Source organism: Oxynema aestuarii AP17, from assembly GCF_012295525.1.
Classification (GTDB): domain Bacteria; phylum Cyanobacteriota; class Cyanobacteriia; order Cyanobacteriales; family Laspinemataceae; genus Oxynema; species Oxynema aestuarii.
In genome coordinates, this window is the sequence record NZ_CP051167.1 from 3083497 (window position 1) to 3098095 (window position 14599).

15 protein-coding genes are annotated in these 14599 nt (G+C 49.4%); 3 read left to right on the forward strand and 12 right to left on the reverse strand.

Annotated elements, in window-relative coordinates; all coding sequences use genetic code 11:
- The first annotated feature begins 244 nt into the window (after window positions 1-244).
- Window positions 245-1492 (forward strand): C40 family peptidase, encoded by a 1248-nt coding sequence (locus HCG48_RS12535; protein WP_168569461.1) that lies wholly within the window; start codon window positions 245-247, stop codon window positions 1490-1492.
- A gap of 225 nt (window positions 1493-1717) precedes the next feature.
- Entirely contained in the window at window positions 1718-1936 is a 219-nt protein-coding gene (locus HCG48_RS12540; RefSeq protein WP_168569462.1) for a hypothetical protein, read from the forward strand.
- A gap of 35 nt (window positions 1937-1971) precedes the next feature.
- On the opposite strand, the gene HCG48_RS12545 is transcribed toward HCG48_RS12540, so the two are convergent.
- The 12 genes from HCG48_RS12545 to HCG48_RS12600 all read right to left on the reverse strand — a co-directional run bounded on the left by HCG48_RS12545 (window position 1972) and on the right by HCG48_RS12600 (window position 13032).
- Window positions 1972-2280 carry an urease subunit beta gene (locus HCG48_RS12545; protein ID WP_168569463.1) on the reverse strand — a complete coding sequence of 103 codons (309 nt, stop codon included), beginning with the start codon at window positions 2278-2280 and terminating at the stop codon, window positions 1972-1974.
- A 54-nt stretch (window positions 2281-2334) separates the two neighbouring features.
- On the reverse strand, window positions 2335-2637 hold the full coding sequence (locus HCG48_RS12550; RefSeq protein WP_168569464.1) for an urease subunit gamma: 303 nt from the start codon (window positions 2635-2637) through the stop codon (window positions 2335-2337).
- Window positions 2638-2813: 176 nt separating this feature from the next.
- On the reverse strand, window positions 2814-3680 hold the full coding sequence (locus HCG48_RS12555; protein ID WP_246260052.1) for an urease accessory protein UreD: 867 nt from the start codon (window positions 3678-3680) through the stop codon (window positions 2814-2816).
- 26 nt (window positions 3681-3706) lie between these two features.
- Entirely contained in the window at window positions 3707-4405 is a 699-nt protein-coding gene (gene urtE, locus HCG48_RS12560; RefSeq protein WP_168571866.1) for an urea ABC transporter ATP-binding subunit UrtE, read from the reverse strand.
- A 195-nt stretch (window positions 4406-4600) separates the two neighbouring features.
- Entirely contained in the window at window positions 4601-5356 is a 756-nt protein-coding gene (gene urtD, locus HCG48_RS12565) for an urea ABC transporter ATP-binding protein UrtD (RefSeq protein ID WP_168569466.1), read from the reverse strand.
- On the reverse strand, window positions 5331-6530 hold the full coding sequence (urtC, locus tag HCG48_RS12570) for an urea ABC transporter permease subunit UrtC (protein WP_168569467.1): 1200 nt from the start codon (window positions 6528-6530) through the stop codon (window positions 5331-5333). The genes urtD and urtC overlap by 26 nt, the downstream gene beginning before the upstream one ends.
- A 39-nt stretch (window positions 6531-6569) precedes the next feature.
- Window positions 6570-7724, reverse strand: a complete 1155-nt coding sequence (urtB, locus tag HCG48_RS12575) for an urea ABC transporter permease subunit UrtB (protein WP_168569468.1) — start codon at window positions 7722-7724, stop codon at window positions 6570-6572.
- Between the two features lie 127 nt (window positions 7725-7851).
- Window positions 7852-9183, reverse strand: a complete 1332-nt coding sequence (gene urtA / locus HCG48_RS12580) for an urea ABC transporter substrate-binding protein (RefSeq protein ID WP_168569469.1) — start codon at window positions 9181-9183, stop codon at window positions 7852-7854.
- A 460-nt stretch (window positions 9184-9643) separates the two neighbouring features.
- Window positions 9644-10240 carry an urease accessory protein UreG gene (gene ureG / locus HCG48_RS12585; RefSeq protein WP_168569470.1) on the reverse strand — a complete coding sequence of 199 codons (597 nt, stop codon included), beginning with the start codon at window positions 10238-10240 and terminating at the stop codon, window positions 9644-9646.
- Between the two features lie 107 nt (window positions 10241-10347).
- Complete coding sequence (locus HCG48_RS12590) at window positions 10348-11112, reverse strand: urease accessory protein UreF (RefSeq protein WP_445974479.1); 765 nt, start codon at window positions 11110-11112, stop codon at window positions 10348-10350.
- Between the two features lie 117 nt (window positions 11113-11229).
- Complete coding sequence (ureE, locus tag HCG48_RS12595; protein ID WP_168569471.1) at window positions 11230-11664, reverse strand: urease accessory protein UreE; 435 nt, start codon at window positions 11662-11664, stop codon at window positions 11230-11232.
- Window positions 11665-11769: 105 nt separating this feature from the next.
- Window positions 11770-13032 carry a bifunctional sterol desaturase/short chain dehydrogenase gene (locus HCG48_RS12600; RefSeq protein ID WP_168569472.1) on the reverse strand — a complete coding sequence of 421 codons (1263 nt, stop codon included), beginning with the start codon at window positions 13030-13032 and terminating at the stop codon, window positions 11770-11772.
- Between the two features lie 413 nt (window positions 13033-13445).
- Here HCG48_RS12600 and HCG48_RS12605 point away from each other — a divergent pair, with 413 nt between their 5' ends.
- Complete coding sequence (locus tag HCG48_RS12605) at window positions 13446-14435, forward strand: sugar transferase (protein ID WP_168569473.1); 990 nt, start codon at window positions 13446-13448, stop codon at window positions 14433-14435.
- Window positions 14436-14599: the final 164 nt, after the last annotated feature.

Sequence of the window (14599 nt, forward strand, 5' to 3'; positions counted from 1 at the left end):
CCATTTTTGTCAAACCTCGATCGAGATAGAGCGCTTAGACGGTACGGAGGTTGGCCATTGCAAAATTGAAACGATCCTACTTCTTTCGACTCGATCCCTACAAAAATGTGCCAAAGTAAGCGCCTCGCGATGGAACGATCGCCCCGAATTGAAATTGCTTGTTTAGACCGGGGCGATCGCCCCCTTCCGGATCGATCGCCCCGCCTGCGGAAAAAGCAATCGCGTGTAAACTTTTGCGATCGCCATGTTTGCTTTATTTTCTCGAAAAACCGCCTACTGTCTGCTTGCAAGCTGCGCTTTTCTCGGCATCGTTCTTTTTTCCAGTTCCGTCGGCGCGATCGCGCCCCAAGTGCAACAATTTATCGACACCCTCACCCCGCAGATGGAACGCCATCTCCAGCAAAGCTTGCAGCGTCGCGAGGTATTTTTCGACGTGACGCCGCAACCGGACGGGAATCGGATCGAGTTGCAACCTTACGCGCGCCTCGATCGCGATACGGTGTTCGAGGTCGCCCTCACTTACGATCGCGACTTCCCCGTACTGACGGGTAAAGTCTTCACCGCCGCCGAACGCAACACGATCGAACGAGTCGCCCACGAAAGCTTCCCTACCGGGGTGCGATCGCAACTCGCCATTTTTCCCTACGACGACATCGATCTCGACTACGCCATCACCACGGCCCCTTACAGCAATCTCTACACCCGTCCCGACCCCAAGATCGAAAATTTAGCAACCCAAGTGCGCCTCGGAACGGCGGTCAAACTGCTCGAATACAGCCGCGATCGCCGTTTTGTGCGGGTTCGCATCGAAGATGACGGCTATCTCGCCTGGATCGATCGCGCCGAACTGCGAGAGTGCGATCGCGCCGAATTCGAGCGCTGGGTTGGCGCCCCCAAAGCCTTCGTCGCCCGAGACCTCGATTCCCTCTATTTCGGGACGCGCCTCCCTTACCAAAACGGCGATCGCGGCGCCGTCACCTTAACCACTCCCGACGGTCCAACCTTGCGGGTCGCCTACGCCGATCTCGTCCTCGACGATCGCCCGATCGCCCCGGCCCATCTCCTCGAACTCGCCAAACAATTTCTACCGGACCGTCCCTACGGTGGCGGTTCCTACCTTTGGGGGGGAACCGTGGGTAAACGCCTAGACTGTAGCGGTTTCGTACAGACCGTATTGCGCGCCGGAAATCTCTACATCCCCCGCGACGCCTACCAACAACAGCTTTACAGCACCCCCGTCGCCGCGACCCTCGATCTCCTCGACGAACTCCAAGCGGGGGATTTAGTCTTTTTCAGCAATAACGGGCGTTTGGCAACCCACGTCGGCATTTATTTAGGCGATGGCGAATTCATCCACTCCACCCATCGCGGTCCTTACAGTGGGGTCAAAATCAACTCGTTACGGGGTTCGACCGCTTACGATCGCAGCTTTCAATCCATTTATTTCGGCGGCGGTCGCGTTCCCCGGGTGGCGATCGGTAACAAAACTTAAAAAAAATAAAAATAAAGTATTGTTGCTCGAACCTTTTTGAAAAAACCGTCGTTTTTTATACCTTCTCGGCGAGGAAATATCAAAAAAATTTATCTCTGTCAACGATCGCGATCGCTGACAATCGGCGATCGATATCGGTAACAAATAGGGGTTTCGATCGCTTCATCCTTTCTCCAAAGAATAGAGAATAGAGTAGGAGGCTTAGATTAGGACGAGATTGACGTAATGACTACTTTTGCACCGACAACCCCCACCGCCAAAACCACCGGAACGGTCGAACAGATTGTCGATCGCATTTGCAGACATCGCAAAATTAGCCGTTACGACCAACAACTATTGATGTCTGCCCTACTCTCCAAAGATGCAATTAGCGAAAACGAGCGATCGCAAATCAATCGTGTTTTCGATAACTTGCAACGGGGTTGTTTGCGCGTCGTCGATTGACACCTTGCCTCGGATTCGAGGTCAATCGAGCGAATTTAATCTAATTTACCTTCAATTTTGCCATTAAAGCCATAAATCTCCCGACTGCCGACGTAGGGGACCAACTCCACATCCCGTTCGTCGCCCGGTTCAAAGCGAATCGCGGTTCCGGCGGGAATATTTAAGTGCATTCCTTCAGCGCGATCGCGATCGAATTGCAGGGCTTCATTCACTTCGTAAAAATGAAAGTGCGACCCGACTTGAATCGGGCGATCGCCCGTATTCGCTACCGTTAAAGTCAGAGTCGGGCGACCTGCATTAATTTCGATTGTCCCTTCGCGCGCGATAATTTCTCCGGGAATCATCTTGATTACTCCAACTTATTTTTTGACAGGTCAATCGGCGGCGATCGCCCGGATTTAGCGGATCGGATCGTGAACGGTCACCAACTTGGTTCCGTCGGGAAAAGTCGCCTCGACTTGAACCTCGCGAATCATTTCGGGAACACCTTCCATGACTTGATCGCGACTTAATAAAGTCGTCCCGTAACTCATCAATTCCGAGACAGTTTTGCCTTCGCGGGCACCTTCGAGAATTGCCGCGCTCAAATAGGCTACCGCCTCGGGATGATTGAGTTTCAAGCCTTTTTCCTTGCGGCGTTCCGCCAGCAGAGCCGCCGTAAAAATGAGTAATTTGTCTTTTTCTTGGGGCGAAAGTTGCATAGCACTCCCTGTTTTTAACGAGTGGCGATCGCGGTCGGCATCCTCAATTCGTTCTAATTTCCCACCCTTTCTAACTTCTTAATTTATATCAAGATTTGCATCATTTTTAACGAATTTAGGGCGAAGTTGAGGCGATCCGCGATCGCGTAGGGTTCGCTAAGGAGAATCGCCCCGTCCTAGCCACTGGAAAGCGGCCAGACCCGAGGAACCGAACTCGGGCGCCCCAGAAAAGACAGGCGCAAACTATCCCAAACTTGAGCGAACCAGTTCCTCACCTGGGGGGTAGAAGAGCCGCAATAGCGACAGAGAACCCCTTGGGGGAGGCGCGTCACGCCAATTTCCCCCGTTCCCATTTGGGGAACTCCATCCCACAGGCGGCGGATCTGTTCGACGCGATCGCGCGAGACCGGTTCGCCAATCCATGCCAAAGTCCCCGCGATCGCCCGGCCCCCCAGACCGTGAGGACCGTCCACCATCGCCGTTCCCCCTTCCAACATTTGGCGGTCGATCCACAACGGGCGCCCCTCCTGCCAGACTTCGGCGTGCGATCGCCACTGTCCCTGCAAGAACTTTTCCCCGCGCGCGCTCCGACCGAAACGGTTAATTTCCCATAGCAACATCCGAGAACCCGGCGCCAGCTCGACGCGTAAATCTTGGCGATAAACCGCCCCATTAAAAATAATGCTTTCCTGGGGCAACCATTCCAAACAGGCCCCCGCATCCACCTGAATATTAATCGTTTGGCGGGCTTCGCGACCGTTGCTTCGATAAACTTTCGCCGCCGCCGCCGTCGTCACCAAAGCGTGGGTATTGGCTTCGAGATGGAAAGATTGGGAGAGGCGATCGCCCCCCACAATACCCCCCGCCGTATGCAAAATCACGCTATGACAAATTTGAGGACCTTCCGGATAAAAAGGGCGCTGCACCTTCAGAGGCGCTTTCGCATGAGCGCAGTACACCTGGGTTTGCCCTTCTCGGGCGCGATAGATCAACTCCAGGCGACCTTTCCAACTTGAATCCGTATGAGCAATAGCAGAATTCACGACAATAACTCGCTCGTTTTCTCCCATTAAACTGCAAGAAAACGTTGGATCACCTCATTACTCAATTCTTGTGTCAATCCCGACGCCACGATCCCGCCTTTTTGCATCGCGTAATACCAATCCGCTTGGCGCACGAAATGCAAGTGTTGTTCGACCAACAACACCGAGATGCCCGTCGTTTCGATAATACGACGGACCGCCGCTTCAATTTCGAGAACGATCGACGGTTGAATCCCTTCCGTCGGTTCGTCGAGTAATAATAATTGCGGCTGACCCATCAGAGCCCGGGCGATCGCCAACTGTTGCTGTTGTCCGCCACTGAGATCGCCGCCCCGGCGATCGAGCATCGTTTTTAAAACGGGGAATAACTCGAAAATATCCTCGGGAATTTGCATTTTTTTCGGACGCTTTCGCCGCGCTTCCAATCCTAATAATAAGTTTTCTTTCACCGTCAATCGCGGAATAATTTCGCGACCTTGAGCGACATAACCGATTCCCGAACGGGCGCGGCGATCGGGCGAAAGCGGCGCAATTTCAACCCCATCAAACCAAATTTTACCGCGACGGGGTGGCAGCAATCCCATTATCGTTTTTAACAACGTCGTTTTACCGACCCCATTGCGCCCGATCAAACAGACCATTTGACCGCGATAGACGCTTAAATCGACCTCTCTTAAAATATGACTCTCCCCGTAGTACACATCCAGCCCCGAAATTTGCAAAATCTTCTCCGGGGAAACTTCTTGATAGGCAGATTCTAAAACATTGCTAGAATTGGGATGATTCATATTCACCGACTGATGACAAACTTATTACCAACTTATTACCAACTTAAATTAAAAGTAAAATTTAAGGAGCGGCGATCGATTTTTATCGCTTATAGAGTGCAGCTCTAAACTGAAAGCATCTCGACGATCGTCCTAGGGATGTTCCTCCTCTTCAGTTCCTAAATAAACCTCCACGACACGGGGATCGTTCTGCACCTCTTCGATACTGCCTTCACACAATACCGATCCTTCATGTAAAACAGTCACCTTGCGCGCAATTTGGCGCACGAACTCCATATCGTGTTCGATAACAATAATCGAATGACTTTCTGCAAGAGATACCAATAACTCTCCCGTCAATAACGTTTCTTCATCCGTCAATCCCGCCACAGGTTCGTCAACGAGCAGTAAATCTGGCGACTGCGCCAACAACATGCCAATTTCTAACCATTGTTTTTCTCCATGAGAAAGTAAACCCGCCGGAGTATCGGCTTTCACCACCAAACCAATCGTTTCTAACAGGGTGCTGACCGTTTTTCGCTCTGGTGACGGTTGAGGTTTGAGCAAAGTAGAAAAGACATTTTTCTGGCGATTGCACGACAGTTCTAAATTCTCGCGTGGGGTCAAATTCAGGTAAACCCGGGGGGTTTGAAACTTGCGACCGATCCCAAATCGCGCGATTTGGTGTTCGCGAAACCGTCGCAAGTTTTTCCCTTTAAATAAAACTTGTCCGACTGTAGGTTTAACCTTTCCGGTAATCACATCTAAAAACGTTGTTTTTCCCGCCCCATTCGGTCCGATAATCACGCGCAGTTCGCCGCGTTCCATACTGAAATTCAAGTTATTGAGGGCATTAAACCCATCAAAACTGACCGTTAAATTATCAATTTCCAAGATTTTCTCGTTCACGCCGAACCTCCGGATCTTCTTCTAAACTGGGATAAGTCGTTACGTAGCGAGGACGCTTCACTAACCGTCTGAGTAGGTTGATTCCTTCCGTTTTCAACCAACCGATTAATCCGTTGGGAAGGACGAGAACGACGAGGAGAAATAAACCCCCTTGGAAAAATAGCCAAATATCGGGAAATTGACTGATCAACCAGCTTTTACTGTAGTTGACCAGCAATGCACCAACGATCGCCCCGATTAAAGTCGCGCGTCCGCCAACCGCCACCCAAATCACCATTTCAATGGAGAAAGCAATATCCATCGCTTTCGGGGAAATAATACCCGATCGCAGGGTAAATAAGGCTCCGGCAATTCCTGCTAAAGCGCCGGAAATAGCAAAGACTAAAACTTTATATCCCGTCGGATCGTAGCCAGAAAAACGCAAGCGCGTTTCGTCATCGCGGATTGCCACTAACACCTTTCCGAATCGTCCTCCGGTCAGCCAGCGACAGAGATAATAAGCGCCGACTAGTAATAAAACAGTGAGTGTGTAGATGACAAATTGAGTGTTGGAGTTGCTAACTTCCGCCCCTAGAATTGTTTTAAAATCGGTCAAGCCGTTGGTGCCGTTAATTAACTTTTGTTGTCCGTTAAATAAGTTAAAAAATACGATTGTTGCGGCTTGAGTGAGGATGGAAAAGTAAACCCCGCGAATGCGGTTACGAAAAACGAGGTAACCGAGGAAAGTTGCCAGTAATGCGGGAATTAAGAACACCGCAATTAAGGTCAAAGGAAACGAATAAAATGGCTTCCAAAAAGCGGGTAATTCGGTGACGCCATAGAGACTCATAAATGAGGGAAGTTGACTGCTGGCGTCGGGAGGAATTTGTAGTTTGAGGTGCATGGCGATCGCGTAACCGCCGAGGGCGAAAAAGATGCCGTGACCCAAACTCAACATCCCCGTATATCCCCAAATTAAATCAATACCGAGGGCGAGAATTGCTAAAGCGAGATAGCGGTTGAGTAAGTCGAGATTGAAGGCTGAGAGAAAGAAGGGAACGATCGCGATCGCGAACAGGGCGATCGCCCCGACGGTGACGGCTTCTGTTAGGCGCGGACGTTGCCGTAGTTGACGATATAACTGGCGAATAACCGTCGCCTTTTCTTGATGTTCGGAACTGATGTCTTCGTTCATTTTGATTCTCGATCGCGTTGCCGATTTCCAAAGGATTAATTAGGCGTCTACAGTCCGTCCTTTTTGAGGGAACAGTCCGGCAGGACGAACCTGTAAAAAGGCAATAATCAAGGCAAAAACCATCACCCTAGCCATACTGGTATTGGCAAAAAATGAAAAGAAATCCGATAAGAAATTAACATCGGAAACTAAGGCGGCGATCGTTCCCGAACCGAGTAAATAGCTCACCGTTCCGATCGCGATCGCGGCGACAATCGTCCCGAACAGTTGACCGACACCACCGACGACGACAACCATAAACGCATCGACAATGTAATTTTGTCCCGTATTCGGACCGACGGAACCGAGAAAACTAATGGCACATCCGGCAATTCCCGCCAACCCGGAACCAATGGCAAAAGTCAACGCATCGACTTTCTGGGTAGGAATGCCCAAACAGGCGCTCATGGTGCGATTTTGGGTCACCGCACGAATTCTTAAACCCCAGGGCGATCGCTGTAAAAATAAATAAATTCCGGCAACACAAACAACCGTTAATCCAATAATAAATAAACGGACGTAAGGTAAATACAACGAACCTAATTCCAACCCTTGACGCAACCAACCCGGTGCCGTGACATCGACCCCTTGAGCGCCAAACCAAGGTTTAGTAAAGGCGAGTTTAAACAGATTGCCCGATAAAACACTGGCGGCGATCGCAATTCCCACCGAAAGCGGCAGTAACACCGCGATCGCCGGACGGCGGAGGCGATCGAAATCCAGCCGTTTTTTCAGCACCCAAATGCCGCCAAAAAACAGCAAACTAAACAGCAGTATTCCCACAAACATCGACCAACTGACGCTGCGAACAAACTGCTGCAAAATTAAACTGACCCCCCACGTTGCCAGCAAAGTTTCTAAGGGTCTGCCATACAAATAGCGAATTACCCAACGCTCTAGCATCAAGCCCACGGCTGCCGCTACTAAAAACGCCATAGGAATCGCAAAAATAATATAAAATTCAAACCAATTATCGCCCAATAGTTTGAAGCCATTTTGTACCACGTAGGTCGTATAAGCTCCGATCATCATTAACTCGCCGTGAGCTAAATTGATCACGCCCATAATCCCGAAAACGATCGCCAAACCCAGGGCAGCAATTAATAAAACCGCTCCAATACTGACCCCATTAAATAAACTATCTAGAAATAACACTAAAACTCCCCTCTTCTCATTTCCTCGTCGGTCATTCGTGGCGCGATTTGAAATAGACCAGTTTAAGGACACGGCATTGCCGTGTCCCTACCGCAAACCGATCGCTTTCAAGGCGAGGCGATCGCCGTTATGCGCCTTCCATTTTGTATTTCCCACCTTTACTCGGATCGGACCAGTCGCAGGCGTAACCTTTGGTATCGGCAACGTATTGATTCCAGGGAACGGGAACGACCGGGGAATCCGTTGCATAAACAATTTCAAACATCCCGTCGTCGCGCACTTCACCGATGCGAACGGTTTTGGAAATATGGTGGTTATTTTCTAACGTGACCAAGCCTTCAGGAGCCTGGAATGTCTGACCTATTGCTGCTTTTCTGACCGCTTCTAAATCATCTGCCGTTCCCGCAGCTTCCACGGCTTGTTTCCACAAATGCACCATGATATAAGCCGCTTCCATCGGGTCGTTAGTGACGCGATCTGCACCGTATTTCCCTTTAAACGCTTCGACGAACTTTTTATTTTCTGGGGTATCTACAGTTTGGAAATAATTCCAGGCGGCATATTGTCCTTGGAGATATTCCGGACCGATCGCCTTAACTTCTTCCTCCGCAATACTCACGGACATCGTAGGATAGAGATCGGGGGTCAATCCCGCCCCTTGCATTTGTTTGAAAAAGGCAACGTTGCTATCGCCGTTGAGGGTATTAAAAATCACCCCGCCATCCGGTAAAGCCGCTTTAATTTTCGTGATAATGGGCGTCACTTCCGTCCCGCCGAGGGGGATGTAATCTTCGCCTAAGATCTGACCGCCTTTTGCTTCGACTTGGGCTTTAATAATCGTGTTAGCAGTACGGGGAAAAACGTAGTCCGAACCAATTAAGAAAAACTGATTGCCTTTATTTTCTAAAAGCCAATCGACTGCAGGTTCGATCTGTTGGTTGGGAGCCGCTCCGGTGTAGAAAATATTTTGAGAACATTCCTGTCCTTCATATTGAACCGGATACCACAGCATGTGTTTTTTCTCTTCAAACACGGGCAGTACGGCTTTACGGGATGCGGAAGTCCAACAACCGAAGACGGTAACGACTCGATCTTGGTCGATTAATTTTCTCGCTTTTTCCGCAAAAGTCGGCCAGTCGGACGCGCCATCTTCGACAACAGCTTGAATTTTTTTGCCGAGTACGCCCCCGGCATTATTGATTTCTTCGATCGCCAATTGTTCGGCATCGACAACACTTTTTTCACTGATTGCCATCGTGCCACTCAATGAGTGTAAAATGCCGACTTTAATGACATCTCCATCACTTTGAGCTATAGGCGATCCGGTTTCTCCTGGAGAATCGCCCGTGGTTCCGGTTCCTTCATCTTGAGGGTTACTACAAGCTTTGAGGAACAAGCTCGCCCCTAACGATGCCGACCCGTATAATAAAAACTTGCGCCGTCCAAATCCATTGCTCATCTGAATTCCTTTCCTCCTCGCGCCATCAACATTTAATGAGTGGGTACAGTTAACCGAGAGTTAGATGTCGATATTAAGACGAGGTAATCTATCAAATTGTGTTTTAAGTTACAGAAAACACTGATGAGTTTGTGCAATCTCTAATCTACTGCGATCGCGGTCTAATTGTTGTTTTGAGTTGAATTTGTTGCGAGTAAAGCTTTTCGATCGCGGCGGAGGGGAGATCGCGCGATCTCGGTCGTCGAAATTATTCAAAAAGATTTATATTTATTCATATCTCCTATAGCATTTTCCTCTGCTATCCAAGACATTTAGATCCCCCTAAATCCCCCTTACCAAGGGGGACTTTCCTCGTTCCCCCTCTATCCCCCCAACCCCCCTTTGAAAGGGGGGCGAAGGGGGGTTAGGGGGAATCGGCACTGTACCTCATCAGACGCCTGAGTGCTGTAAAGAAGCTACTCTAGCAAATGCGATCGCCAATAAACTCAATAATTGCATCTAAGCCTTTCCCTGTCTTTAAGTTACTAAAAACGAACGGTTTCTCTCCTCGCATTTTCTTCGCATCCCGTTCCATCACCCCTAAATCTGCACCAACCAAAGGGGCCAGATCGATTTTATTAATAACCAATAAATCCGATTTGGTAATTCCCGGTCCTCCTTTTCTGGGGATTTTGTCTCCCGCCGCGACATCGATAACGTAAACGGTGAGATCGACTAATTCCGGACTAAAAGTGGCTGCTAAATTATCGCCGCCACTCTCGACAAAAACTAATTCTAAATCCTTAAATCGAGCTTCTAATTCATCGATCGCCGCTAAATTAATCGAGGCATCTTCTCGAATCGCCGTATGAGGACAACCACCCGTTTCGACGCCAAGAATGCGATCGCTGGCTAACGCCTGCGATCGTACCAAAAATTGGGCGTCTTCTTGAGTATAAATATCATTGGTAACGACGGCTAATCGATAGCGATCGCGCAATCTCTTACATAATAAATCAACTAAAGCTGTTTTTCCCGAACCGACGGGTCCGGCGATTCCGACTCGAAAAGCATTCATGGCCATTGTGGGTGTTAGATGTTAGATGTTAGATGTTAGATGGAGTAATTTTGCCTGTTTTAATTTCTGACATCTGACTGGTGTCTGACTTTTCTTTCTCTCCTCTCTCAACTGCGAAATAAACGGCTGTACTGACACTCATGTTGCATACTGGCTAAGGCTAACCCCCAACTACAACTATTTAAGTCATCGTCGGCGAGATCGAGAATAATTTCACTCGCTTCAATTAAGGGATTTTGTAAATTAAAAAGTAATTCCTGTCCGGCAGTTTGTCCGAGAGGAATCAGTTTAATTCCCGCAGCGATAATATTAGTTATCCAACTATGTAAGTAACCTAAAATTGCTTCAGTTTCGGGAACCTGTAAACAAGCGGCAGCCAAACCGAAGGCGATCGCGAAGTGACAGGAAGTATTTTGCGATCTTTTTTGCAAATTATCAAATTTTTGAGTATATTCTGGACGCAAAGTCAAAAACAATTGGAGTAAACTACTGCCCATCTGTTCGCTTTGAATTCGTAATTCTTCCGTTTCCCGGCTAGCAGATAGCCAAGCATTCCAAGCTTCTAATTGACTGAAATTCTCGGCGATCGTACAGCGATGCGATCGCGCGACGATCGCGGCATCGATGCGAATACTCCCGAATTCTAGCTCGTTTTCAATCCAAGTTTGTAAGCTTTTGGAATCATTAACGATCGCGCGATCGACTAAGGTTTCTAAGCCTTCTGAATAACTATAACTCCCGACAGGTAAGGCGGGACTAGCTAATTGCAATAAACTCAACAATGCGGGGCGATCGAGCATTAATTCGGTCTCGTTATTATCAATAGGAATAATTTTATAGTATTTCTTCCCGCGATCGACTACATTGCTCATCCTCCAACCTCCCTTGAAAACGAGGAAGATCGATAAAGCCACCTTTTTTTTAGAGGGATTTAGTTGGATCGAAATTTGCAACTCGTGTTTTAAACTATATTATCAGTTAATTGAGGCTTAGTGATGATGAACGTAGGCTCCAGGTTCGGGTTGAAAGGGAGCCATTTCTTCGATCGCCGTTAAGCCTAGTTGTTCGAGCATGGATTTTAAAATCGGATCCGGATTTAATCGTAAGTAGTTTTCGCCAATTTCTAAGGAAACGTGACGGTTTCCTAAGTGATAGGCGGCGCGCAAGAGGGTTAAAGAATCCCTGGCGGTTACGGAGAGTGAGGGTTCGGGTTTAGCGGCAATTTGTACCACTGTTTGACCGTCATCGGTGGCGAGGAGGTCGCGATCGCGCAGAACAGTTCCACGAGGTAAGTTTAAAATAATTTCTTCTCCGCTTTCCGTTGTTATTTTGCGGCGGACTCGAATGCGTTCTTCAGCAGTTAAGGGTAAAGTTAAATCAACTTTAACTTCACTAGGATTCGATAAAACTTGAGTCAAAATCATTTTAGAGGTTAGATTTTAGAAGTTAGATTTGAGCTTCGTTGATTTAACGGTTGGCTTGTCCAGTTGAGTCCCCCTCTCCCTGCGGAGAGGGGTTGGAGATCGGGTTCAGGAAATTTCGGGTTTGCTCTCGTTTAAATTAGCCAAATCGTCGGCACGACGGCTGAAGAGTTTAAAGTACAAGCCGACTAAAAATTCTTTAATCGGAAAGGCGATAAAGGTGAGGGGATTGACGGTAACGATGATATTGCGGGCGTCCGATCGCGCTTGTTTGACAATTTGTTCGGCAACCCAATCCGCCGACATCACCCCGATAGGATTGAGGTTACTTTTAAACGGACCGAGGATTAATTTACGCACGACGCAAGGAGCATCTAAACGGCGCAAGGTGACTAAATCGCCGAGGGTGCGTTTACTCAATTCGTAGAGGGGACTAAAGGCGGGATTGACTTCGGCTTCTGAGGTATTGACCCAGATTTCTTTACAGGCAATATCGCGATTGCTGCGGACGGTGGTTAAGAATAATTCCATCAAGCGCCAGGTGGAAAAGGTATTGATTTCGTAAGAGCGCGAAATGGCATCTGCACTGCGATCGCCGTGAACGTTAATGCCGTGATTGAGGATGAGAATATCGACGGTTTCAAATAAGGCTTGTAAGTTCGATTCTTCTCCAACTTTCCAAGTTTGGGTATTAATTTCTTGGGGTTGGCCGTCGCGGTCGATAACGACGGGACGATCGCCCGATGTCAGGGCGATAACTTTAGCGCCGGATTGTTGTAATTGTGTTAATAGCGATCGCCCTAACGTCCCGGAAGCTCCGGTGACGGCGATCGTTTTACCTTTAAGAGAAAGGGCCGTTCCCATGAGTTTGTCTACCACGGTAAAAGTGCCGCAAAAATAAGCATTTTGATTGTCGAAATGGTGCCGCCAGTGATAAGTTCGATTCACCGACCACCGGGAAGGCGGAGCCTCAAACGGGCCGGGACGGTGGGTGAGGTCGGTTAAGGTGTCGGCGCCGGGAATCCCTGCACCTCGGGCGATCGCGGCACCGAGAAACCCCAAGGTGTAGAGGCTGCCGAAGGCGGCGAAACCGTGAACGGAGGGGGTCGCGACGAAGGCGATCGCCCACAATAATAAGGTAAAAACTAACATGACCGAGGCTTCGGGAACGTCGTTATACCAATGGGCCTCGCGATAAATGGTTTCGTTGACGGGAGTGAGGGTCGGACGGAAAACGCGATGGTGCCAATTGTGCAGCCGCGAGAGGGGTTGCCACACATGGGCCGAGACGTGGTACAAATCCCGAACTAATTCGGCGTACAAGATCGAGCCGAACGTCCACGCTGCCGCCGTTAACCAGAAAGTTAGCATAGGAAAAAATCGAACACCTGTCGGTTTCAAGTCATCAAAGATGGGATTTACACAAATTTACTAGAAATTTCGCGGGCTTGTGGGATCGGCGCCGCAAAATCGGCGCCACCCACCGGGGACGATTCCCCCAGGGGGAAGAGGCGTATCGAGGGGATCGATAAAAAGGACTCGTTCCTTTCAATAGGCAATCCGATAGGGTCGAAGGGTAATGTCGGGCGCCAAACGGGGGAACAATACGGTAGGATGACGGCACGACCCACAGGGGCGTGTATTTTGTCAAACATTGTCGTCAGAGCGAATGGCACGATCGCCGTGCGGCGTGCATCTTAGGGATTTTTCCCATCGATCGCGCGCGCTAGAGCATTTTCCCCGCGACTCCCGACCGTCCAGCGCTTTTGTTGAGATCGAATCTCATGGCTAGTGAAACCCCTTCCGCAGTTTTCCCGATCGCCGTTACCGAGGAAACGGCGCAAATCGAGATCGGCCCGCGTTTGAGTATTTTAGAAGCAGTCGGGTTTAAAGACACCTGCCACAACTTGTGTCAAACCCATCCCGAACTCGCCAAGCTGATTTTAGACTTTAGCGACACCACCTTTATCGACAGTAGCGGCATCGGCGCCTTGGTCAGTACGATCAAACTGACCGACGCCTGCAACATTGCCTTAGTGGTGCGCGACGTCCAAGCTTCGGTCTTCGCCGCGATCGCCTTGCAGGGATTGGATACTCGTTTGACCCTAGAGACCCACTCTAACGCCGTCGCAACCGAGGAAAAGACCGCGAGCTTACCGCCGACTCATCCATCGGTGCGATCGCCGTTCAAGCGCCTCCTAGATATCCTCGGGGCGATCGTCGGTTTGGGTATTTCCGCCCTAGTGTTCGTCCCGATCGCGATCGCCATCAAACTCGACAGTCCCGGCCCGGTCTTGTTCTCCCAAACCCGTTGCGGCTGGATGGGTCGGCCCTTCCGGATCTGGAAATTTCGCTCCATGTGCGACAATGCCGAAGCCCTCAAAGCTCAAGTCGAAAATCAGATCGAAGGCCCCTTATTTAAAAACCACAACGACCCGCGCATTACCCGGGTCGGTCGTTTCCTGCGGCGCACCAGCCTCGACGAACTGCCGCAATTTTGGAACGTCCTGCGCGGCGAAATGAGCCTGGTGGGGACCCGTCCCGTATTGCCCGACGAATTAGAACGCTACGAAATTCCCGCATGGCAGCGCTTGGACGTCAAACCGGGAATGACCGGAGAATGGCAAGTCAACGGTCGCTCGACAATTGCTCGGTTTGAAGATGTTATTCGTTTGGATTTAAAATACCAAGAAAATTGGAGTTTAATATATGATATCCAGTTAATTTTTAAAACCTTCGCCGTTTTGTTTCATAAAAACAGTGGTGCAGTTTAAAGGAGGGTGGGCCAACGGCAAAGTTGAAGACTCCAAGACTCGAAGGTGAGTGTTTTTGCCAGTTGTCAAGCCGCTAACCTCGATCGTCATCCGACCTCGCGGCTGGAAAACGATTTTCGGGCGACTGGCGCGCTCAAGTCATTGGCAACAATCTCAACGGGAAC